Raw genomic sequence first — 22533 nt, 5'->3', positions numbered from 1 at the left:
AAAATTGGCCGGGGTTTGTGCCCCGGCCAATCCGTTTGTGTGATGCCTGCCTAAAAATTAAGCGGCAAGCGCTTCGTCTTCCGAAGTCGGAACTTCAGAAATGGTCTTCAGCACCTGGGAGGCAATCTGGTATGGGCAGCCCTGCGAGTTCGGGCGGCGATCTTCGAGGTAGCCTTTATAGCCGTTCTTGACGAAGGCATGCGGCACGCGGATCGAAGCGCCACGGTCGGCAACGCCGTAGGAGAACTTGTCCAGCGGAGCCGTTTCATGCTTGCCCGTCAGTCGCAGATGGTTGTCGGGTCCGTAGACGTCGATATGTTCCTGCAGGTTCTTGTCGAACTGGGCCATCAGGGCTTCGAAATAATCCTTGCCGCCAACTTCGCGCATGAACTTGGTCGAGAAGTTGCAATGCATGCCCGAGCCGTTCCAGTCGGTGTCGCCCAGCGGCTTGCAATGGAATTCGATGTCGATTTCATACTGTTCGCAAAGGCGAAGCAGGAGATAGCGCGCCATCCAGATCTGGTCTGCTGCGGTCTTGGAACCCTTGCCGAAAATCTGGAATTCCCACTGGCCCTTGGCCACTTCGGCATTGATGCCTTCGTGGTTGATGCCGGCGGCCAGGCAGAGGTCAAGATGTTCCTCGACGATCTTGCGGGCGATCGGACCGACATTGCTGGAGCCGACGCCGCAGTAATATGGGCCCTGCGGTGCGGGGAAACCATGCTCAGGGAAGCCGAGCGGACGACCGTTCTGATAGAAGAAATATTCCTGTTCGAAGCCAAACCATGCGTCGTCGTCGTCAAGAACGGTTGCGCGGTTGTTCGATGGGTGCGGCGTGACGCCATCCGGCATCATGACTTCGCACATGACGAGAGCGCCGTTCGTGCGGGCTGGATCGGGATAGACCGCGACCGGCTTCAAAACGCAATCGGAGCTGCGGCCTTCGGCCTGCATCGTCGACGAACCGTCGAAACCCCAGAGCGGCAGTTGCTCGAGCGTCGGGAACGCATCGAATTCCTTCACCTGTGTCTTGCCACGCAGGTTGGGTGTCGGAGTGTAACCGTCAAGCCAAATGTACTCGAGCTTATACTTTGTCATCGCCTAGTCTCTTTTATGACGGGTATTGAACCAACGCAGTAGGGCAGCCAACCGTCAATATGCTCTTCCCTGCTTATGTAAAATAAGAAAGCAAGTGTCATGCCAGTTTCGTAAAATGTATGTTTTCTGGCCGCGCCTTTGGCCTAAGGCCTTGAAAAGATAAAATTTATTAAATGGTCAAAATTTGAGGCAGGATTCCGCGAAGCGAAGCAAGGTCGTCAGGCGGGCAGCACTTAACCGGCGCTGAAAACGATTTTGATTATAAAATAGGCATTCGTCTAAATAATCGCCATTTGGCGTTGCACGCACAGCGCATAAAAAAGGCGAAGCCGAAACTTCGCCCTTTGTTTCACGCATCATACGGAGACGGTCGCGACCGATCACAGCGTGTTCTTCTGCATGCGGCCATCCTTCATGATGACCGCCAGACTTTCGGCAGGCTTTTCCAGCGCGTGGATATCTTCAAGCGGGTTGGTGTTCACAACAAGCAGATCCGCTAGCGCGTCCTTTTCAATCACGCCCAGCTTGCCCGGATAAGGATTACGCAGGTTGGAAAGGGTCAGAAGTTCCGCATTGCCGGACGTTGCCATGCGCAGCGCCTCGGCGTTCGAATACCACTGGCTGAGATGGGTGAGCATGAAGCTCTGCCGCGGAGCCAGTTGGGGTGAAAACAGAATATCTGAACCCCATGCGGTCTTGACCCCGTGCTTGCGGATCAGTTCATACATACGGGGCGTTGCGGCGAACAATTGCTGGGCTCTTTCAGCAGAAGGGCCGGTCAGTGTGCCGGTATCGTCCATGCTGAGAAAGGGCTGCGTGCTGAGCCAGACATTCTTGTCGACAAACATTCGCGCGGTTTCATCGTCCATCAGATGCGCATGTTCAATACAGCCTACACCGACATTCAGCGAGCGCTGCACGGTGTGCGGTGCATAGGCATGCACCGTCATATAGGTGTTCCAGTCGCGCGCCACGTCATTGGCGGCGCGTATTTCGTTTTCGTCGAAAGTGGACATATCGAGTGGGCTGCGCGGGGTTGAAACACCGCCGCCACCGACCAGCTTCACCTGCGACGCGCCTTGCATCAACTGCTCACGGACCCGCATCTTGAGGCTGCCCGCATCGTCCACGATGGCCGCGCCGCCGATCTTTTCACCGAGGCTAAGCTCGTTGCCGCCACGCGGAACCTCGAAAGGCATTCTAAGGTCGCCGTGTCCGCCCGTCGTGGTGATCATCGCGCCGGATGGGTAAATACGAGGCCCCGGAATAATGCCGTTATCAATCGCCTGTTTGAAAGTGAACACCGGCCCGCCCATGTCGCGAACCGTCGTAAAGCCACGCTCCAGCGTGCGCTCAGCCTCCGCCGTCGATGAGGCGAATATGCCCGCAGGATCGCCGGTCAACAGCACATTCAAAGGCACGGCAGCATATAAAGTGTGCCAGTGCGCGTCGATCAGACCGGGCATCAGAACGCGACCGCCGCAATTAACCACCGTGGCGCCTTCGGGCGGCGCGCTGTTTGTCGTGTCCACGGCGACGATCTTGTTGCCTTCGACGAGAATCTGGACATCGGCGCGCAGGCTGTCCGACTTGCCGTCAAACAGGCTGACCTGCCGGAACAAGGTCTTGGCTGATGGACCGGCCGTCTGGGCGTGGAGTTTCTTCGGGGCGGCCGCCGCGATGGCGGTTGCTCCCAGCCCGGCAAGGAAGGAGCGGCGTGAAAAACTGTCCAACCGGCGGGAAACCTGTTGCAAGGACGGGCTGAAACAGGAGCAGCCGGAGCCATGGACGAAGGATTGATATTTTTGTCCCAGCCGAAACATAACGGTTCCTCCTCTGTTACCGGAATGGTAATTTACAATAGAATTGAACGCTATGCGGATGCTAGAAATTCTATGAAAATAAGTATTGCAGAGTCAATGCTTATGAATATTTCTACATTTTATTCTTGTAATCACGTCAATGCAAATTTGCGTCTGTTTCCACCAGAAGCGGCTCGTCATTCGACATCAGCGCGGCGATCCACGCAGCGGAAGGGGCTGCCGCGCAATAGACGATGACGGCGATCAGGATCGGAACGCCAATGAATGCGCCAGCAATGCCCCACATGAAACTCCAAAAGAACACCGCGAATATGACCGCGAAGGGCGAGATCGACAGCGATGCACCGGCCAGCCGGGGTTCAAGATAACTGCCGATCACGAACTGGATGACATTGAGGCTGAGAAACACCACCAGGGCAAATTGCCAGGAGTCGAACTGGACGATGGCGAACAGTGTTGGCAAGGTCGTCGCAAAGAGCGGCCCCAGCACCGGAATATAGTTGAAGGAAAAGGCGATTGCGCCCCAGGCGGTCGCCAGTTCCAGACCTGCACCCAGCGCAAACAACCAGACAATCAGGCCAGTGAGAACGCTGGCAAATGTGCGCACCAGCATATAGCGCCGCAGCTTGGCGCCGATGATGCGGTTGCAGAGCAGGATGGTCTTGCCATAGGGCTGGGCGCGGGGGGAGGTGAGGCGCTTGTTGAAGTCGTCCACTTCCAAAAGGCCCAGCATGAGGAAGATGAAGACGAGAAGCAGGAAGCCGGCAAAGCTGTTCAGCCGTCCCGCCATGCCCTGCATGAAACGAACCGCCCACAGAACATCGAAACGGTCAGCCAATGGCCCGACGAGCGCAATGCCATGCTCCTCAAGCCAGCCGGTCCAGCTGAGATAAATCGCCTGCAAGCGATCAGCATTGATGAAGAACCATTGTCCGAGTTTGCTGACGCCCCAGACCAGCGATGATCCGACGACGATCATCACGGCCATGGAGACCACCAGCGTTATCAGCAGGGCAAGGCCGCGCGGCATATAGCGCTGCAGAACAGACTGGCACGGCCAGACCATGGCGATGATGAACAGCGAAAAGACGAGCGGCGCGAAAACCGACTGCGCCACATACATCAGGGCAAGGACCAGTATGGCTGGTACGATGGCACCGAACGTCCGCGTGCCTCCCGTCATTCGCACGAAACCTCGCCTAGTAGTCCACAGCGTCGCGAATGATGGGGCAGGTCATGCAATGGCCGCCGCCACGACCGCGCCCAAGTTCCGCGCCAGTGATGGTGATGACTTCAATGCCCTGTTTGCGCAGCAGCGTGTTGGCATAGGTGTTGCGGTCATAGGCAAAGACGACGCCGGGCGAGGCGCAGACAAGGTTTGCGCCGCTATCCCATTGGGTGCGTTCACGCATGTAATCATTGCCGCCGGTTTCGACGACGCGCATCTTCTTCAGGCCCAGCGCATCGCGCACCGTATCGACGAAGCTGCCCTTGTCCTTGTGCAGTTCGACGCCACCCTTGCCATCAGGCCGATAGGAAAAGGCATCGATCCCATCGACGATATCCGGATAAATCAGCACGCAATCGCGGTCGGCGAAGGTGAAAACCGTATCGAGATGCATGGCAGCGCGCAGTTTTGGCATAGCGGCGACGATGACACGTTCGGCTCCACCCTTGGCGAACAGGGCTTGCGCGACCTGACTGATCGCCTGCCTGGAGGTGCGCTCGCTCATGCCGATCAGCACATTGCCCTTGCCGATGGGCATCACATCGCCCCCTTCCAGGGTGGCGAGGCCCCAATCCTTTGTCGGGTCGCCCCACCAGACATTGACCTTGCCCGCAAAGTCGGGATGGAACTTGTAGATCGAAGACGTCAGGATCGTTTCTTCATGGCGCGCTGGCCAATAGAGCGAGTTCAGCGTCACGCCGCCATAAATCCAGCAGGTGGTGTCGCGGGTATAGAGAGTATTGGGCAGCGGCGGCAGCAGATATTCATTGGCCCCGGCGGCATCGCGGATCAGCGCCAGTTGTTCGCCGCCGATATCCTCCGGAAATTCCGTCGTGGACAGGCCGCCGATCAGCGTTTCAGCAAGCTCGCGGTTTGACAGGCCTTCGAGATAGGAACGCACTTCATCGATCAGCCCAAGCCCGATCTGGTTGGGCACGATCTGATGATCGAGAATCCAAGCCTTGGCTTCCGGCACAGCCAGCGTCTCGGCGAGGAGATTATGCATTTCCAGAACTTCGATGCCGCGGTCGCGCATCTTGGTCATGAAGTCGAAATGGTCGCGCTTGGCGTTATCGACCCACATGACATCATCGAACAACAGGTCGTCGCAATTGCTGGGCGTCAGGCGCTGGTGCGCGCGTCCCGGTGCGCAGACAAGCACCTTGCGCAATTGACCGACTTCAGAATGTACACCAAGCGGAGTGTCGTTTGTCATGGTGCTTGAACCTCCCTACGCGTGATTATTCGCCGAACATTCAATGGGTGATGAGGCCGGTCAGCAGACCGTAGAAACCGATCAAACCGGCAATCACGGTGATGGCAAAGATGACCAGTTCCACCGTGGTGAAGAGCTGCACCTTCTGTTCCCGCCTTGCCCAGAAATAAAGGATCGTGCCGGGCACGAAGAGCACGGCCACCAGCAGCACATATTTCAGCCCGGCGGCGATGAACATGAAGATGGTGTAGATGGCGGCAATCCAGGCAAAAACCTGATCGCGCCCGCGTCCGCGCGCATCGGCCTCATAACCTTCGCCGCGACGGGTCACCAAAATGCCGTAGCCCGCCACAAGCAGATAAGGCAAAAGCGACGTCACGCTCGTCATGTCCAGCATGAAGTTGAAGGCGTCCCGTGACCAGTAGGTCGAGATGACGAACAGCGAGACGACGATATTGGTCAGCCACAATGCATTGGCTGGAACCCGGTTGTTGTTTTGCGCCGCGAACAGTTTCGGCATGTCGTCCGATTTTGCGGCGGCAAACAAAACTTCGGCGCAGATAAGCGACCATGCAAGATAGGCGCCGAGAACGGAAACCAGCACGCCGATGGAAATGAACACCGCGCCCCAATGGCCAGCCACCACTTCGAGGACGCTGGCGAGCGAGGGTTGCTGAACGGCAGCGATTGCCGATTGCGGCATCACGGCATAGGGCAGCAGCGTGACTGCAACCATCAGGCCCAGCACGCCGACAAAGCCGAGAATGGTTGCCGTGCCCACATCGGAGCGCTTCTTGGCGAAGCGGGAATAAACGCTGGCGCCTTCGATGCCGATAAACACGAAGACCGTGATCAGCATCGTGTCTCGCACCTGCGCGATCAGCGGCTTGGCAGGCATGTCCGGGCCGCCGAAGAAGTTTTCGGCAAACTGATCGTAATTGAATGCGAAGATCAAAATGAGAATGAAGACGATGATCGGCACGATCTTGGCCACGGTGACGATCGTGTTAATGAAAGTCGCCTGTTCCACACCACGCAGGATCATCATGTGAAACGACCAGATTCCGATCAGCGAGACGACGATGGCGGGCACGCTGCTGCCATCGCCGAAGATATCGGGGAAGAAGCGTCCGAGCGTGGAGCCGATCAGCACCCAGTAAAACACGTTGCCGAGGCAACTGCCGAGCCAATAGCCGAAAGCCGAAAGGAACCCCATATAGTTTCCGAAACCGGCTTTGGCATAAGCAAAGACGCCGGAGTCGATATCGGGTTTCTTCTCGGCTAGCACCTGAAAGACGCGCGCCAGCATATACATGCCGGTGCCAGCGATCAGCCAGGCGATGATTGCCCCAAAGGGACCTGTGGCCGCACCAAAACGACCGGGCAGGTTGAAGATACCTGCGCCGACCATCGATCCCACAACCATGGCGGTGAGCGCGAGAAGCGGAAGTTTCTGATTGTCGCCTGACGCCATAGTCCCCTCTCATTACAAAACGAATAAGAATAGATACGAAAGCAGTTCTGGGCAGAATATCGGGTCGTCTGATCTAGATCGGTTTCACTGAGGTTTGAAACCTTGCAAACACTCTAGTTTTTGGTGTTCAACTACATCTTATCCGACAGCCGCCAGTCACTTTTCACGATGCGCTCTGTACGACAGTTGGCTAAGATGCTCCCTCTCTATTGGTGGCTCCGAAGCTAATGCATGTCAAATGATAAGTAAACGGGCAAGATGACTGTAGCAGTTGCCAATAAGGCATATGTTTCAATTCGATACAGTCAGATTTATATATGCATAGGCGCGAAAAAGGGTTCGTCAAGACCAGTATCCAGAAATAAATTTTCCAGAACGGATCTCCGAATCTGCGGGATGGGAACCGGTTAGCGGCGCTCAACCATTTGCGATTTGGCGATGACCTTCACGACCCAGTCGGCAAAAACGCGCAGCCGGTTGCTGAGATGCCGGTTGGGCGGGTAAACCAGATAGATCGGCATCGGGTCGATCTCCCAGTCTTCGAGAACGGGCCTCAAGGTGCCTTTTTCCAGATCGTCCCGGACCATGAACAAAGGCGCCTGCGCGACCCCCAGACCGGCGCGTACCGCCGCCAGATAGGTGGTCGCTTCATTGGCGGCCACGACATAGCGCCCGTTGACTTCGATTTCCTCGGTGCCACGCCTGAACTGAAATGGCATTTGCTGCCCTGTGGACGGACGGAAATAGCCGACCGCATAGGTGCCGTTGGCAAGATCCGACGGGTGCCGCGGCGTGGAACAGCGATCCAGATATTCGGCGGAAGCGCAGGCGATGGAATGCATGTCGCCGATCCGTCGGGCGATCAGCGACTGGTCGGTCAATTCGCCAATCCGAATGGCGCAATCCACATTTTCCGCCACGTAATCGACCGGGCGATCCGATACGCCGAGATCGATCTGGATATCGGGATAGCGCTGGTGAAACTCGATCAGGGCTGGAATGACGATCAAATTGGCGACGGCGCTTGCCATTTCCACACGCAGGCGGCCTTTGGGCAAGGTCTGTGCGCTGGACAGGCTGCCGTCGAGTTCCTGCAGATCGGCCAGCAATCGCGCCGCGCGCTCATAGTAAAGTGCGCCGTCCGGTGTTACGAGAACACGACGGGTGGTGCGATTGAGGAGTTTTGCGCCCAGATGGGCTTCCAATCCCTGAATGAGATTGCTGATGGTTGCCTTGGGCATGCCGAGTGACGCGGAGGCGCGCGTAAAGTTTCCGGTTTCGACAACCCGGAGAAAGGCGCGCATGGCCGAAAGTTGGTCCATTGATCAATAACCGTCATTGTTCGAGATTTTGGATAGTGTAACCAATCTAGGGGGACTATTCCAGATAATAGACAATGCTAATATCTGACCATGGCGGTTTGCCGCTAGACATGAAAGCTAAGAAAGATGTGCGAGAAGTTTACGGTTGAAACAATGCAGGCTGGCAATTGCACCTGCACGGCACGCATTTATCGCGGCGCCAAATTGCTTTCACCGCCGCCTGTGGTGCTGCATCTCCATGGTGGGGCTTTCTCGACAGATTGTCCAGATACCTGCGAGGGTGTTGCCGAAGCTCTTGCCGATGCGGGAGCAGTGGTGGTCTCGCCGGAATATTCGTCGGCCTGTCTCAACCCGTTCCCGGCGGCGCTTGAGGTGGCCTATGCCATTCTGACTTCGATGCGTGCGCGTTGCCCGGAATTTGCACACAAGAAGTCGATGCTGTTCGTCGCCGGTGAAGAGGCGGGCGGTAATATCGCAGCCGGTTTGGCGCTTATGGCGCGAGATCAGAATCTGACGGATCTCAAAGGTCAGATATTGCTTTCGCCCATGCTCGACCCGTGCCTTGCGACGGCGTCTTTCCGCAAATACTGCCCGGAAAGTGCGGTGCAGGCCATGTCGGATGGCTGGCAGCATTATCTGGGTCAGTGCGGAGGGTTCACTCACCCCTACGCTGCGCCTGCGCTGTGTACGCGTCTTGCCGGTCTGGTGCCGACACTGCTCGTTACCAGTGCCGAATGTCCGATGCGCGACGAGACCCAGTCCTATGCCGAGCGGCTGCGTCAGGCAGGCGTCAAGGTTCAGTCCCATGTCCTGCCGGGTCAGGCTGGCTGGATACCGGAAAGTAACGTGGCGGACCGTGAGTGGTCGCCACAGAAAGAAGCTCTTGTCGGCCTGTTTTCGGATTTCTTCCAGCGGGCCGGTGCGAAAGCAATAGCAGCATAACGTCAGTTCGAAAGTCCTCCCAAGCTTTCATTTGACGATCAGAATGTAGCCGGCCCTGACCGGCAAGGAGATACAACATGACGTCGATCATTGGACGCCGGGCCCTGTGGGGCGCCGGCCTGAGTATCCTATTGTCTGCAGCTGGCGGTGGTGCCATTCTTTTTGGCGTTCCGCATCTGAAGGCGGATGCGGCGACGGATATTTCCGCGCCGCCTCCCGCGGTGCCGGTTTCGGTTGCCAAGGCGGAATCGCGCCGCATCTCGACCTGGGAAGAGTTTTCGGGTCGCCTTGAGGCAATCGAGCGCGTCGAAATTCGCCCGCGTGTCGGCGGAGCCATCCTGAAAGCGCATTTCCGTGAGGGCGCGCTGGTCAAACAGGGCGACTTGCTGGTCACCATTGATCCGGAGCCCTATGCGGCAGCGGTTGAAAAAGCCAGGGCGCAGGTTTCCGCCGAGGAAGCGCGTGTCGCGCTGGCCAAGACGGAACTGGATCGCGGTCGCCAGCTTGTAACCTCACGTACGCTCGCCCAGAGCGGTCTGGACCAGCGGTCAAGCGCCTTTGACGAAGCGCAGGCAAGCTTGCGGTCGGCCAAGGCGGCGTTGCGTTCGGCTGAACTCGATCTTCAATATACGGAAGTGCGCGCACCGATCTCCGGTCGCGTCGGGCGGCTGGAGGTGACAGCCGGTAATCTGGTTGCCGCAAGCTCCGCTTCGCCGGTGCTGACCACGCTCGTTTCGGTCGATCCGATCTATGCAAGCTTCAGCGCCAATGAAGAGGTTGTCACCAAGGCGCTTGCCAAGCTTGCCGCATCGCCGGGCGGCAGCGCCATCGAACGTATTCCCGTCCAGATCGGGACAGCTGCCGATGATGGCACGCCGATTTCCGGCCATATCCAGCTGATCAACAATGAAGTGGATGCCACCACGGGCACGATCCGCGTGCGCGCATCCATCGACAATCCGGATGGCAAGCTCATTCCCGGCCAGTTTGTGCGCATTCGCTTTGGCGAACCGGAACCGGGTGAAAAGCTGGTGGTGAGCGACCGCGCCATTGCCTCCGATCAGGACAAGAAATTCGTCTTCGTCGTGGGTGCGGACAACAAGGTTGAATACCGGCAGGTGGTGCTCGGTCGCAATTATGACGGCTTGCGCATTGTCGAAAGCGGCCTGAAGGCTGGCGAGAACATCGTCGTCAACGGCCTGCAGCGTATTCGTCCGGGCGTGGTCGTCGCACCGCAACCCGTAACCGAAACACTTGCCAAGAATTAACTGAAACGGCGCGTCTGACGACGCGCGCTAAACGCAAAAGCTCAGCCTATTCAATCCGCGAGAACGCATGTTTTCGCGGAACGGGAGAGTTTTCGCTCATCCGCCTAAAGGGGGATAAACAGATGAACTTCTCACGCTTCTTCGTAGACCGACCAGTCTTCGCTGGCGTTCTGTCGGTTCTGATCTTCGTGGCCGGACTGATCGGCATGACAGGTCTGCCGATTTCGGAATATCCGGAAGTGGTGCCGCCGCAAATCGTGGTCCGCGCGCAATATCCGGGCGCCAATCCCGCCGTGATTTCCGAAACTGTCGCGACACCGCTGGAAGAACAGATCAACGGTGTTGAAGGCATGCTCTATATGCAGAGTCAGGCGACAGCCGACGGTGTCATGACATTGACCGTCACCTTCGCGCTTGGCACCGATCCCGATCAGGCGCAGCAGCTTGTGCAGAACCGCATCTCGCAGGCTGAGCCGCGCCTGCCGGAAGAGGTGCGGACCCTTGGCGTCACCACCGCAAAAAGCTCGCCCGACCTGACGCTGGTGGTTCACCTCATCTCGCCCGATGGCCGGTATGACGTGAATTATCTGCGCAACTATGCCGTTTTGAACGTCAAGGATCGTATCGCCCGTATTCCGGGTGTCGGTCAGGTGCAGATATTCGGCGGCGGCGACTATTCCATGCGCGTGTGGATCGATCCGCAAAAGGCGGCCGAGCGCGGACTGTCGGCCAGCGATATCGCAAACGCAATCCGGCAGCAAAACGTGCAGGCCGCCGCTGGCGTGATCGGTGCTTCGCCGTCTGTTTCCGGCCTTGATCTCCAGCTTTCCGTCAACGCGCAAGGCCGCCTTCAGACACCCGAAGATTTCGCCAATATCGTCGTGAAATCGGGCAATGAAGGCGAAATCACCCGCCTCGGCGACGTTGCGCGTGTCGAGATGGGCGCCGCCGATTATTCGTTGCGCTCGCTGCTCGATAACAAGCAGGCGGTTGGTATGGGCGTGTTTCAGGCGCCGGGTTCCAACGCGCTGCAAATTTCGGAAAATGTTCACGCGGCCATGGCCGATCTGAAGAAGACCATGCCGGAAGGCGTGGATTTCGACATCGTCTATGATACGACCCAGTTCGTGAAGGCCTCGATTGAATCCGTCATTCACACCCTGCTGGAAGCCATCGTTCTGGTGGTGATCGTGGTCATCCTGTTTTTGCAGACATGGCGCGCGTCGATCATTCCACTGGTTGCGGTCCCCGTTTCCATCGTGGGTACGTTTGCGGTCATGTATGTGTTCGGCTTCTCCATCAACGCTCTCAGCCTGTTCGGTCTGGTGCTGGCCATCGGTATCGTCGTCGATGACGCCATCGTGGTGGTTGAAAATGTCGAACGCAACATTGAACAGGGACTGTCGCCCGTCGAAGCGACCTATCGCGCCATGCAGGAAGTGTCCGGCCCGATCATCGCGATTGCGCTGGTGCTGGTTGCGGTGTTTGTGCCACTGGCTTTCATTACCGGCCTTACCGGCCAGTTCTATCGCCAGTTTGCGCTGACCATCGCCATCTCGACGGTGATCTCGGCCTTCAACTCGCTGACCTTGTCGCCTGCTTTGGCGGCGCTGCTGCTGCGTGGCCATGATGCGCCGAAGGATCGTCTGACCCGCATCATGGACAAGGCGTTCGGCTGGTTCTTCCGTGGTTTCAACCGCTTCTTCGGTGCAAGCTCGAATGCCTATGGTCGCGGCGTGGGCGCAATTCTCTCGCGCAAGTCGCTGGTGATGGGCCTTTATGTCGTGCTGCTCGGCGTCACCTTCGTTCTGTTCCGCGCGGTGCCCGGCGGCTTCGTTCCGGCACAGGACAAGCAATATCTGATCGGCTTCGCGCAATTGCCGGATGCGGCAACACTCGACCGTTCGGAAGATGTCATCCGCCGAATGACGGATATCGCGCTTAACCAGCCGGGCGTTGCCAATGCCATTGCCTTCCCGGGCCTTTCGATCAATGGTTTCACCAACTCGTCGAATTCCGGCATTGTCTTCGTCACGCTGAAGCCGTTCGAGGAACGCAAGACGCCCGACCTGTCGGCGGGCGCTATCACCATGCAGCTGAACCAGAAGTTCGGCTCCATTCAAGATGCGTTCATTGCCATGTTCCCGCCGCCGCCCGTGCAGGGTCTGGGAACCACCGGGGGCTTCAAGCTGCAGCTTGAAGATCGCAACGGTCTTGGCTTCCGCGCGCTGGACGATGCCACCAAGGCGTTTCTCGCCAAGGCCTATCAGACACCTGAACTGGCCGGTCTCTATTCGAGCTACCAGATCAACGTGCCGCAGCTTTATGCCGATCTGGATCGTGTGAAGGCGCGCCAGCTGGGTGTGGCGGTGACTGATGTGTTTGAAACCCTGCAGATCTATCTGGGTTCGCTCTATGTCAACGACTTCAACGCGTTCGGACGCACCTACAGCGTGCGCATTCAGGCCGATGCGAATTATCGCAGCCATGCCGAAGATATCGGCAAGCTGAAGGTTCGTTCGCAGTCGGGCGAAATGATCCCGCTGTCGGCGCTGATGAAAGTGGAGCAGACCGTGGGTGCGGAACGCGCCATCCGGTATAACGGCTTCCTGTCTGCCGATATCAACGGCAATCCGGCCCCCGGCTTCTCGTCCGGTCAGGCGCAGGCGGCCATCGAGCGGATTGCGCAGGAAACCTTACCTGCGGGCATCGCCTTCGAGTGGACCGATCTGACCTACCAGCAGATTCTGGCTGGCAATTCAGGCTTCCTCGTCTTCCCGCTGGCGCTGCTGCTGGTCTATCTAGTGCTGGCCGCGCAATATGAAAGCCTTGCTCTGCCCCTGTCGATCATCATGATTGTTCCAATGGGTATCATGGCGGCGCTCACCGGCGTCTGGCTGACGGGAGGCGACAACAATGTCTTCACCCAGATTGGCTTGATAGTCCTTGTGGGGCTATCGGCGAAGAACGCGATCCTGATCGTGGAATTTGCCCGCGAGCTGGAGCTTTCCGGTCGAAGTGTGGTGCAGGCCGCCGTCGAGGCCAGCCGGTTGCGTCTGCGCCCGATCCTGATGACCTCCATGGCCTTCATCATGGGTGTGGTGCCGCTGGTCACATCCACGGGTGCCGGTGCGGAAATGCGCTCCGCAATGGGTATCGCGGTCTTCGCGGGCATGATCGGCGTGACGGCCTTCGGCATCTTCATGACGCCGGTATTTTATGTGCTGATCCGAAAGCTGAGCGGCGAACGCCCGCTCAAGCATTCGGGGGCAAAGATCGAAGCACCGCATCTGGTGCCGGGCGAGTGATCGGAGCCGACAGAAAGATAAAAGGGCCGGAGCAATCCGGCCCTTTTCATATGGGTTATTGATTATCGCTGAAGGCGTGGATGATCGCGTCTTTCGAGCTGCCATTGGCAATAAGCGCCGCCAGCAGAATGCGCGCCTGACCGGGACGAAGTGTGCGGGCAGGGATCGCCCCTGCCGCCGCAAGATCGTATCCGCCGCCACCACCGCCATAGCTTGGCGTCAACAAACCTTCCGGGACGCGGCTCGATACCACGACTGGGATGCCTCTTTCGGTGCAAAGCTTGACGGCTTCGACAATTGCCGGCGTCGCATTGCCGGAGCCAAGTGCCGCCAGAACGATGCCACGCGCGCCTGCTGCAACACTGGCCGCGACATGGGTGGCATCGCAGCCGGGATAAATGGCAACCGTATCGACGCGGCTATCATCAAGCGGTGACGGCAGCTTCACATCCGGCAGCGCAGCTAGCATGCGTGTTGGATGAAACGCATCAGCACTGTCGCTGCTGGCCTTATAAACACCCCATGCAGGCAAAACCCGCCCGCCAAAAGCGATCAGCACGCCGCGCGCGGCATTGGCCGGATCCGTGGCAAGCCTGACCGCATCAGCCAGATTGGCAGGGCCATCGGCATGGGGACTATCCGCTGTAAACTGCGCACCGGTAAAGATAACCGGCTTTGCAAGCCGGTGCTGAAGCTGCACCAAAAGCGCGGTTTCCTCCATGGAGTCGGTGCCATGCAGGACGACAACGCCGTTGATGTCGGGTTTCTCCATCGCTTCGCCGACTGCATTGCTGATATGCTGCATGTCGGCCAACGTGAGCAGCGAGGAATCCTTCTCCATCAGGTTGATGGGGCGCAGATCGGCCTTGAGATCCGGCAATAGCGCAAGTAGGTCTCCGCCGGATAAGGTCGGCGTGCTCGCGCCATTTTCACCGCGTTTGCTTGCAATGGTGCCCCCGGTGGCGATGACCGCCACCACAGGCTTGATCGGCGATGTGTTCACGTTTCCCCTCGCTTGCTTAGTGTGCTTGCATCTATAGCACGTTATGTAGCAAGTCGATGGATACGGTCGCGCATCAGATACCATCCGATGATGAGGAGGGGGATGATGATCAGCAGCGAGGCGATGGTCATGGTTCCAACCGGATAATCGAACGCCATCAGCACCAGCACGCCAAGCAGGAAAGCAAGCGTCAGGATACCCGTATAGGGCGCGCCGAACATCTTGAAATCAGGCCGTTCGATTTCGCCGCGCCGCGCCAGATACCAGAGCTTCAGCTGGCAGAGAACGATGACGCCCCATGCGGTGATGATGCCGAGCGCGGAGAGATTGAGGGCAATTTCGAAGGCGTCCGAAGGCACGATGGCATTGAGAACGACGCCTATCACTGTCACGACGGCGGTGACCGCGATGCCGATAAAGGGAACGCCGTTCTTGTTCATCTTGGCGAGTGCGGCAGGCGCGGAGCCTGAAACAGCCATGGAGTGCAGAATGCGGCCTGTCGAATAGAGACCAGCATTAAGCGATGAGAGAACCGCCGTCAGTACCACGAGGTTCATGATGATATCCGCACCTTCGAAGCCAATCTTGCTGAAGAAGGTGACGAACGGGCTTTCACCGGCGGAATAGGCCGTATAGGGCAGCAGCAGCGAAAGCAGCAGAACCGAACCGACATAGAAGACGAGCAGGCGGAAGACCACGGTGCGGATTGCGCCGGGCATCACCTTGCGCGGGTCTTCGGTTTCGCCAGCCGTTGTGCCGATCAGTTCGATGGAGGCATAAGCGAAGACGACGCCCTGTATGATCACGAAGGCCGGTAATATGCCGTTCGGAAAGAAGCCGCCGCTATCGGAAATGATGCTGAAACCAGCGGCATGGCCGTCAATCGGCGTGCCAGAAACCACGAAATAAATGCCGACCGCCAGGAATATGACCAGCGACAGCACCTTGACGACACTGAACCAGAATTCCATCTCGCCGAAGACTTTCACCGACATCATGTTCATCGCAAGCACGATGAACAGGGCAGCCAGCGCAAACATCCACTGGTCGACCCCTTGCAGCCAGGGAACATAGTGCTTGAAGAAATTCATATAGAGCGCAACGGCAGTGACATCGGCCACCGAGGTCATCGCCCAGTTCATCCAGTACATCCAGCCAGCCGCAAAGGCCAGTTTCTCGCCGTAGAACTCGCGAGCATAGGAGACGAACGACCCCGAACTTGGCCGATGCATGATCAATTCGCCCAATGCGCGTAAAACTAGAAAGGCAAAGAAGCCGCAAAGCGCATAGACGAAAACGAGGGCAGGCCCCGCCTGCGCGAGGCGTCCGCCTGCGCCGAGGAAAAGTCCGGTGCCAATCGCCCCGCCGATGGCGATCATCTGGATTTGCCGCGGCTTCAGTGCCTTGTGGTAGCCGTTGTCTTCTTCGATAAATATTTCTCGTTCTATCGGCTTGGCCCCCAGACCGACCTTCACTGTATCAATCGACATTGCTCCTCCCGGGTAAGCGCTTTGCAAGCGCGTTTTCGATAGGGCCATTTCACAGCTTGAATCGCTAATTACAGCGCGCCGTTGGCCGTTCAATAGGGGTGTTACGTCACCCAATTATGAGGGTAATCTGTTAAGCTGTATGACAGATTAGGAGGTCTGTTAACGCATATTGAAATTAACGCGTCAAGTCACCGACAAGACCGGACCGGGCCACTTGAGGCTCTTCGCTTTCTCTTGGAAGCATTTATTGTTTTGAAAATAAGACGTTAGCTTTCAGCTTCCGTTCGCAGCAATTTTACCCGGCTCCCAAGATTGTCCCGGTGACAATTGTCCACAGGCACCGGCGAACTCGAAAGTGAGAGCGAATTCTGGCTTCTCCGCAGGAAACGTTTAAGCGGCGCTGTTTCCCGTGATGGCATTCACCGCAGTTTTGACCTTGCTCAGATGCGCTTCCATGGCAGCGCGGGCGTCGGCTTCCGAACCGGCTGCGATGGCGTCGACGATCCGGCGGTGTTCGATATTGGAGGCTTCGCGGCGACCTGCCATGAGATTGATGAGCTCGGATTGCTGGATGAGCGCATTGCGCGCATCGGCGACGATCTTGGCGAAAAGCGTATTGCCGGAGGCAACGGCTATGGCGCTGTGAAACTCGGAATCGAGCAGCTCCCACTTATGTGGATCGGTCTGCCGGTCCAGCCTGTCGCAAAGACCCAGCAGATGGGCGAGCTGCTCTTCGCTACGACGAAGAGCAGCCCAGCCTGCCGCCGGAATTTCGATAAACGGGCGCGCTTCAATCAGGTCGCGCGCGGAATAGCCATCATAGCTCAGTTCCGCTGCGGGCGTTGCGTTCAATACATAGGTGCCGCTGCCAGTGCGGGTTTGTGTGAGGCCGAGCGTTTGCAGCGAGCGGAGAGCCTCGCGCACGATGGGACGGCTGACACCGAACCGGTCCGCCAGTCGCGCTTCCGAGGGGAGGCGCGTGCCGACCTGAAGGCGACCGGATATGATCGCCGACCGTATGTCGTCGAACACGACTTCGGCGGCGTTCTTCCGGTTGACCGGATGTGTTTCCGATAGCCAGTCGGCCAATTCGCTCATGCCCCAGCCTCCATTCATTGTCATGCAACTGTCAAGTCGCTGTCAGTTGCATGGCAATTCACCTGCTAGGCAATTTGCGAGGCATTTTCAATCCCGACGGGCGAAACGCGCGGCTGCGAGCGATGCGGCAAAGGCGATGGCCAGCATGGCGAAGGTGAATTCTGTCACCGCGCTCCAGCCACCGGCGATCCAGAAGATACCGCCTGCGGAACCTGCAATGCTGGAGCCGAGATAATAGGCCAAGAGGTAAAGCGATGATGCGTGACCCTTGGTATGAAGCGCCAGCCTTCCGACCAGAGCGCTGGCGACCGAGTGGCTGACGAAGAAGCCGACGGTCAGGAACACGATGCCGGTGATGATGGCAGGCAAAGGTGCAAACAGGGTCAGCAACACGCCAGTCGCTTCAAGACCGAGGCCGATGGGGAGAACGATGAAGTGCCCAAGCCTGTCGCCCATGCGACCCGCGATCCAGGATGCGGCAATGCCGAAAAGATAGACCGAGAAAATGGCGCCGAGTGCCGTCTGGCTCAGACTGTAAGGTGCGGCGACTAGACGGAAACCGATATAGTTATAGATCGTCACGAATGATCCCATGACGAGGAAGCCGATGGCGAACAGCAGCGGCAGGGCCGGATTGCGAATATGGCCAACCCAGGCGCTAAGGTGAAACCGCGCATTCAGTCCCGGACGCGGGGTGAAATTCTGCGAAGCGGGCAGAAGCATCAGAAAGCCGATGGCTGCGGTAAGGCCGAGCAGCCCCATGCCCGCAAGGCCAACGCGCCAGGAGAAGAATTCAGCCAGCGTTCCCGTGATGACACGGCCCGCCATGCCGCCAAAGGCGTTGCCGGCGATATAGAGGCCCATGGATGCACCAAGGCCGCGCGGGTCGATTTCTTCGGCAAGATAGGTCATGGCGACCGCCGGGACGCCGCCCAGCAGCAGGCCCTGCAAGGCGCGCAGTGCCAAAAGCATGTGCCAGTCCGGAACCAGTGCAGCGGCGATGGTGCAAAGCGCGGAGCCGAGCAGGGAGGCGAACATCAGCGAGCGGCGGCCAAAACGTTCGGAAACGATGGCCGCAAAGAAAATCGCAAAGGCGAGAAAACCGGTTGAAACGGAAAGCGACAGCGAGCTTGCCGCAGGCGTGATGTTGAAATCATGCGCGAAGAGCGGCATCAAAGGCTGCACGCAATAGAGAAGCGAGAAGGTTGCAAAGCCTGACAGGAAGAGCGCGACACTGGCATTGCGAAACGCGGGCGTACCCTTGACCAGATAATGCTTTTCTTCCGGTGCCGCTCCGGATGGTGTCGGCGCGGTGACCAGCTTGAGTGTGCTGTCTGCTGTTCTGACGCTATCGAGACTGCGTTCTTGGACGCGGGACATGACTTTGCCTTTTCAAAACCTCCCGAGCCTTGATCTAGTCAAAAGCGCATCATTTGTCTAATATATGGAACAGACGATTGTGATATGTTTTGGATATACCGATGGAACTGCGTCACCTCAGATATTTTCTGGCCGTCGCCGACGAGGGCAATTTTACACGGGCAGCGGCCAATCTCGGTATCGGTCAGCCGCCTTTGAGCCAGCAGATCCGCGATCTGGAAAACGAAATCGGTGTGGCGCTTTTTCACCGCGTTCCCCACGGGGCTGAGCTGACGGCGGCGGGCACGGCCTTTCTTGAGGAAGCGAAGGCTGCTGTCGCTGCCGCCGAAAAAGCCAAGCTTGCCGCGCAAAGTGCGGCGCGCGGCGAGACCGGGCGTCTGGCTTTGGGCTTCACCGCGTCGTCCGCCTTTAATCCGGTGGTCAGCGGCACGATCCGGCAGTTTCGCGCCCGCTGGCCGGAGGTGCGGCTGACGCTCACCGAGATGAATACCAGCCTCCTGATGGAAAGGCTTGTGCGCGGCGAGGTCGATGCGGCATTCATTCGGCCCGGTCTGGAAAACCCGAAGGATGTGCGGATGAAGCGCCTGGCCGATGAGCCGATGCTGATCGCCTTGCCGAGCCATCATCCGCTGGCGACCCATGAGATATTGCCGGTTTCGGCGCTGGCGAACGAAGCTTTTGTGATGTTTCCGCGCATTGTCGGCCTTAGTCTTTATGACGATGTGGTTGCGGCCTGCCGCGACGCTGGTTTTGAAATGATCGTCGCGCAGGAGGCACCGCAAATGCCATCGGTCGTCAATCTGGTGGCCGCCGATCTGGGCGTTTCCATCGTGCCGACCGCTATAGCGCAGATCAGGCTTGCGGGCGTGACCTACCGACCGATTGAAGGCGAACCACTTTCCGCGCGTCTGGCGCTCGCCTCGATGAAGAGCAATCACTCGCCATTGATCGACAATCTGATGAGCCTTTTGCCCAATCTGTGACGACCTTGGGCTATTAAGTTGACAAGAACGATCACAAATCGGTTGATCGCGCCGGATAAAGAGAAAATAAACGCCGCACTATTCAAAAACTTGCTAACAGGCGTTAGGGAGGGCGCGTGTCCAAGCCTCTTTGAACGCAGCCCCAAAAGTGTAAGCCGAGAATTTCGATGAACAGTTTGCTGAAGCGCTTTGCTGCTTATTATGAACCGCACAAGGGTTTGTTTGCGCTTGATTTCTCAAGCGCCGTTCTTGCAGGACTGCTTGAGCTGGCCTTTCCGGTTGCGGTGACGCTGTTCATCGATCGCCTGCTACCGACCAATCAGCTGGGGCTAATCGCGCTCGCCGTTGCCGGGCTGTTGCTGATCTATATTCTCAATGCCGGTTTGCAGGTCGTCGTGACCTATTGGGGTCATATGCTCGGCATCAAGATCGAAACCGAGATGCGGCGCAAGGCCTTCGATCATCTGCAAAAGCTGTCGTTTCGTTTCTTCGACAATCAGAAGACCGGGCATCTGGTTGCCAAGCTGACCAAGGATCTGGAAGAGATCGGCGAAGTGGCCCATCACGGCCCCGAAGACCTGTTCATCGCCATCATGACGCTGATCGGCGCCTTTGTTCTGATGCTCTGGATTCATGTGCCGCTGGCGCTGATTACGGCGCTGGTTGTGCCGCTAACGGCGTTTGTGAATATCCGCTATGGCAGCCGGATGACCTCGAACTGGCACGCGCTTTATGGCCGCGTTGGCGAGTTCAATGCGCGGATTGAGGAAAATGTCGGCGGCATTCGCGTCGTGCAGGCCTTCACCAATGAGGACCACGAACGTAAGCTGTTTGCCGAGAGCAACCGCAACTATCTGACGACCAAATTGCGGGCCTACAAGATCATGGCGGCCTCGATGTCGCTGTCCTATCTTTCGATGCGCTTTGTGCAGATCATCGTCATGCTCGCGGGCGCATGGTTTGTCGTGCGCGGCCAGTTGACGGAAGGCGGTTTCGTCGGCTTCCTGCTGCTCATCGGTGTGTTCTTCCGACCCATTGAAAAGATCAATTCGATCATCGAAAGCTATCCGAAGGGCATTGCCGGGTTCCAGCGCTATTCGGCTTTTCTCGATACGGAGCCGGATATTGCCGACAGGCCGGACGCCATGTCCGTGCAGCGTTTGCATGGCGACATTGAGTATAAAGACGTCAGCTTCGGTTACCGGTCGGAAAAGCCGCTGCTGGCACATCTGACCCTGTCGATCCGGGCGGGCGAAACGGTGGCCTTCGTCGGTTCATCCGGCGCAGGCAAGACGACGATCTGCTCGCTTCTGCCGCGCTTTTATGAAGTGACCGACGGCGCGATCAGCATCGATGGCACCGATATTCGCGACATGACGCTGAAATCGCTGCGGTCCAATATCGGCATTGTCAGCCAGGATGTGTTCCTGTTTGCCGGAACGATCCGCGACAATATCGCTTATGGCAGGCTGGAGGCTTCGGAGGAAGAAATCCTCGAAGCGGCGCGGCGCGCCCGTCTCGACGGCGTGATTGCCGCCTTGCCCGCCGGGCTGGACACGGTTGTGGGCGAACGCGGCGTCAAGCTTTCGGGCGGCCAGAAACAGCGTCTGGCGATTGCGCGCATCTTCCTGAAAAACCCGCCGATCCTGATCCTCGATGAAGCGACTTCGGCACTGGATACCGAAACCGAACGGGCGATCCAGCAGTCGCTTGCCGATCTTTCGGAAGGTCGCACCACGCTGGTCATCGCGCACCGGCTTGCAACCATCGTCAATGCGGATCGCATTGTCGTGGTGGAGGAAGGCCGCATCATCGAGCAGGGCGTTCATGATGAGCTGGTGACCCGCTCGGGCGGGCGCTATCAGCAGCTTCATGCGGCGCAGGTCAACTGATCATTAGGTGGCGAATTAATTCGCTGCCTGTTTAACGCAACTGCGATTTTATCAAATATCCTGTTCCAGCAGGCTCGTTTCAGCGGCATAATCGTCCATCGTATCGGCAGGGAGACCGACATGGATGTAACGATTATAACGGGCGCGTCTGACGGTATCGGCGCTGAAACCGCGCGCCAGATAGCGCAACGTGATCGCGCCGGGGCCGCCCTCGTGCTGGCGGCGCGCAATGTCGACAAGCTCGAAAAACTTGCAGCCGAATTGCGGCAGCAGGGCAGCACCGTGCTTGTGGTGCCGACCGATGTTACCGACCGCGATGCCTGCATTGCGCTGATCGAAAAGACGGCATCGGCTTTTGGCCGGATCGACACGCTGATCGTCAATGCCGGTATGTCGGCCCATGCCAATTTCGCGGAGATCAAGCCGGAAGATCTGCAATGGATGCATGATCTGATGGAGTTGAACTATTTTGGCAGCGTCTGGCCGATCCATGCGGCGCTGCCTCATCTGGCAAAGACCAGAGGGCGCATTGCGGTGGTCTCTTCCGTCGCGGGATTGATCGGTGTGCCGGGACGCTCGGCCTATAGCGGCACGAAATTCGCGCTGTCCGGCTTTTGCGAGGCGCTCCGCTCGGAACTGGAGCCGAGTGGCATTTCCGTGACGATTGTTTATCCAGGCGTTGTGAAAACCGATATTCGCAAGGTCGGCTATGGCGCCAGCGGCGAGCCGCTCGGAACTAGTGGCGTGCGCGAAGACGACATGATGTCGGTGGAAGAAGCGGTGCGTCTGATGCTGTATGGTTTGCGGAGGCGCAAACGCGAGGTGTTGATGACCCGCAAGATGCGTCTGGGGCGCTGGCTGAAGCTGATCGCGCCGCGCGTGGTGGACCGCATGGCGCTCAAAGCGCTGAAGCCCGAATTTCGGCCGAAGCCGATCAAACCCGCGCAATAAAAGCTGGCTATTCCGGTTGCGGATTGACCATTTCATCTGTCTGTACTGAATATACCG

16 protein-coding genes are annotated in these 22533 nt (G+C 58.0%); 6 read left to right on the top strand and 10 right to left on the bottom strand.

Features of this window, described 5'->3' with window-relative positions:
• Nucleotides 1-57: 57 nt before the first annotated feature.
• The 6 genes from ABWW11_RS18110 to ABWW11_RS18085 all read right to left on the bottom strand — a co-directional run bounded on the left by ABWW11_RS18110 (nt 58) and on the right by ABWW11_RS18085 (nt 8161).
• Nucleotides 58-1098 (bottom strand): glutamine synthetase beta-grasp domain-containing protein, encoded by a 1041-nt coding sequence (locus ABWW11_RS18110; protein ID WP_109366880.1) that lies wholly within the window; start codon nt 1096-1098, stop codon nt 58-60.
• Between the two features lie 380 nt (nt 1099-1478).
• On the bottom strand, nt 1479-2921 hold the full coding sequence (locus ABWW11_RS18105) for a metal-dependent hydrolase family protein (protein WP_109366882.1): 1443 nt from the start codon (nt 2919-2921) through the stop codon (nt 1479-1481).
• A gap of 136 nt (nt 2922-3057) precedes the next feature.
• Nucleotides 3058-4104 carry an AI-2E family transporter gene (locus ABWW11_RS18100; protein ID WP_109366883.1) on the bottom strand — a complete coding sequence of 349 codons (1047 nt, stop codon included), beginning with the start codon at nt 4102-4104 and terminating at the stop codon, nt 3058-3060.
• 16 nt (nt 4105-4120) lie between these two features.
• Complete coding sequence (gene arcA / locus ABWW11_RS18095) at nt 4121-5365, bottom strand: arginine deiminase (protein WP_109366884.1); 1245 nt, start codon at nt 5363-5365, stop codon at nt 4121-4123.
• A gap of 40 nt (nt 5366-5405) precedes the next feature.
• The gene (locus ABWW11_RS18090) at nt 5406-6839 is read right to left on the bottom strand and encodes a basic amino acid/polyamine antiporter (RefSeq protein WP_121538440.1); all 1434 of its coding nucleotides are present in this window, start codon (nt 6837-6839) and stop codon (nt 5406-5408) included.
• Between the two features lie 407 nt (nt 6840-7246).
• On the bottom strand, nt 7247-8161 hold the full coding sequence (locus tag ABWW11_RS18085; RefSeq protein WP_109366886.1) for a LysR family transcriptional regulator: 915 nt from the start codon (nt 8159-8161) through the stop codon (nt 7247-7249).
• Nucleotides 8162-8287: 126 nt separating this feature from the next.
• On the opposite strand from ABWW11_RS18085, the gene ABWW11_RS18080 reads away from it, so the two are divergent.
• The 3 genes from ABWW11_RS18080 (at nt 8288) to ABWW11_RS18070 (ending at nt 13679) form a co-directional block, all read left to right on the top strand.
• Nucleotides 8288-9103 (top strand): alpha/beta hydrolase, encoded by an 816-nt coding sequence (locus tag ABWW11_RS18080; protein ID WP_109366887.1) that lies wholly within the window; start codon nt 8288-8290, stop codon nt 9101-9103.
• Nucleotides 9104-9180: 77 nt separating this feature from the next.
• Complete coding sequence (locus ABWW11_RS18075) at nt 9181-10371, top strand: efflux RND transporter periplasmic adaptor subunit (protein WP_109366888.1); 1191 nt, start codon at nt 9181-9183, stop codon at nt 10369-10371.
• Nucleotides 10372-10493: 122 nt separating this feature from the next.
• A complete protein-coding gene (locus ABWW11_RS18070; RefSeq protein ID WP_109366889.1) occupies nt 10494-13679 on the top strand; it encodes an efflux RND transporter permease subunit in 3186 nt (1061 codons plus the stop codon).
• Between the two features lie 55 nt (nt 13680-13734).
• Here the strand turns inward: ABWW11_RS18070 and ABWW11_RS18065 are convergent, their stop codons facing one another.
• The 4 genes from ABWW11_RS18065 to ABWW11_RS18050 all read right to left on the bottom strand — a co-directional run bounded on the left by ABWW11_RS18065 (nt 13735) and on the right by ABWW11_RS18050 (nt 18650).
• A complete protein-coding gene (locus ABWW11_RS18065; protein ID WP_109366890.1) occupies nt 13735-14682 on the bottom strand; it encodes an asparaginase in 948 nt (315 codons plus the stop codon).
• 41 nt (nt 14683-14723) lie between these two features.
• The gene (locus ABWW11_RS18060) at nt 14724-16172 is read right to left on the bottom strand and encodes an amino acid permease (protein WP_109366891.1); all 1449 of its coding nucleotides are present in this window, start codon (nt 16170-16172) and stop codon (nt 14724-14726) included.
• A gap of 390 nt (nt 16173-16562) precedes the next feature.
• Nucleotides 16563-17270: a FadR/GntR family transcriptional regulator gene (locus ABWW11_RS18055; protein ID WP_109366892.1), complete on the bottom strand. Its 708-nt coding sequence runs from the start codon at nt 17268-17270 to the stop codon at nt 16563-16565.
• Between the two features lie 87 nt (nt 17271-17357).
• Complete coding sequence (locus ABWW11_RS18050) at nt 17358-18650, bottom strand: MFS transporter (RefSeq protein ID WP_109366893.1); 1293 nt, start codon at nt 18648-18650, stop codon at nt 17358-17360.
• A gap of 101 nt (nt 18651-18751) precedes the next feature.
• Here ABWW11_RS18050 and ABWW11_RS18045 point away from each other — a divergent pair, with 101 nt between their 5' ends.
• From ABWW11_RS18045 to ABWW11_RS18035, 3 genes are all read left to right on the top strand, one after another.
• Nucleotides 18752-19633 (top strand): LysR family transcriptional regulator, encoded by an 882-nt coding sequence (locus tag ABWW11_RS18045; protein ID WP_109366894.1) that lies wholly within the window; start codon nt 18752-18754, stop codon nt 19631-19633.
• A 167-nt stretch (nt 19634-19800) separates the two neighbouring features.
• Nucleotides 19801-21525: an ABC transporter ATP-binding protein gene (locus ABWW11_RS18040; RefSeq protein ID WP_109366895.1), complete on the top strand. Its 1725-nt coding sequence runs from the start codon at nt 19801-19803 to the stop codon at nt 21523-21525.
• Between the two features lie 120 nt (nt 21526-21645).
• Nucleotides 21646-22476, top strand: a complete 831-nt coding sequence (locus ABWW11_RS18035; protein WP_109366896.1) for an SDR family oxidoreductase — start codon at nt 21646-21648, stop codon at nt 22474-22476.
• The last annotated feature ends 57 nt before the right edge of the window (nt 22477-22533 follow it).

This window comes from Brucella sp. NBRC 113783 (assembly GCF_040372265.1).
GTDB classification, from domain to species: domain Bacteria; phylum Pseudomonadota; class Alphaproteobacteria; order Rhizobiales; family Rhizobiaceae; genus Brucella; species Brucella teleogrylli.
The sequence above is the reverse complement of the archived record's forward strand: the minus strand, read 5'-3'. Positions and strand labels throughout refer to the sequence as shown.

Coding starts and splice junctions, on each gene's coding strand:
- ABWW11_RS18110 (WP_109366880.1), bottom strand. CDS start 1,098: ATGACAAAGTATAAGCTCGAGTACATTTGGCTTGACGGTTACACTCCG.
- ABWW11_RS18105 (WP_109366882.1), bottom strand. CDS start 2,921: ATGTTTCGGCTGGGACAAAAATATCAATCCTTCGTCCATGGCTCCGGC.
- ABWW11_RS18100 (WP_109366883.1), bottom strand. CDS start 4,104: ATGACGGGAGGCACGCGGACGTTCGGTGCCATCGTACCAGCCATACTG.
- arcA (WP_109366884.1), bottom strand. CDS start 5,365: ATGACAAACGACACTCCGCTTGGTGTACATTCTGAAGTCGGTCAATTG.
- ABWW11_RS18090 (WP_121538440.1), bottom strand. CDS start 6,839: ATGGCGTCAGGCGACAATCAGAAACTTCCGCTTCTCGCGCTCACCGCC.
- ABWW11_RS18085 (WP_109366886.1), bottom strand. CDS start 8,161: ATGGACCAACTTTCGGCCATGCGCGCCTTTCTCCGGGTTGTCGAAACC.
- ABWW11_RS18080 (WP_109366887.1), top strand. CDS start 8,288: ATGTGCGAGAAGTTTACGGTTGAAACAATGCAGGCTGGCAATTGCACC.
- ABWW11_RS18075 (WP_109366888.1), top strand. CDS start 9,181: ATGACGTCGATCATTGGACGCCGGGCCCTGTGGGGCGCCGGCCTGAGT.
- ABWW11_RS18070 (WP_109366889.1), top strand. CDS start 10,494: ATGAACTTCTCACGCTTCTTCGTAGACCGACCAGTCTTCGCTGGCGTT.
- ABWW11_RS18060 (WP_109366891.1), bottom strand. CDS start 16,172: ATGTCGATTGATACAGTGAAGGTCGGTCTGGGGGCCAAGCCGATAGAA.
- ABWW11_RS18055 (WP_109366892.1), bottom strand. CDS start 17,270: ATGAGCGAATTGGCCGACTGGCTATCGGAAACACATCCGGTCAACCGG.
- ABWW11_RS18050 (WP_109366893.1), bottom strand. CDS start 18,650: ATGTCCCGCGTCCAAGAACGCAGTCTCGATAGCGTCAGAACAGCAGAC.
- ABWW11_RS18045 (WP_109366894.1), top strand. CDS start 18,752: ATGGAACTGCGTCACCTCAGATATTTTCTGGCCGTCGCCGACGAGGGC.
- ABWW11_RS18040 (WP_109366895.1), top strand. CDS start 19,801: ATGAACAGTTTGCTGAAGCGCTTTGCTGCTTATTATGAACCGCACAAG.
- ABWW11_RS18035 (WP_109366896.1), top strand. CDS start 21,646: ATGGATGTAACGATTATAACGGGCGCGTCTGACGGTATCGGCGCTGAA.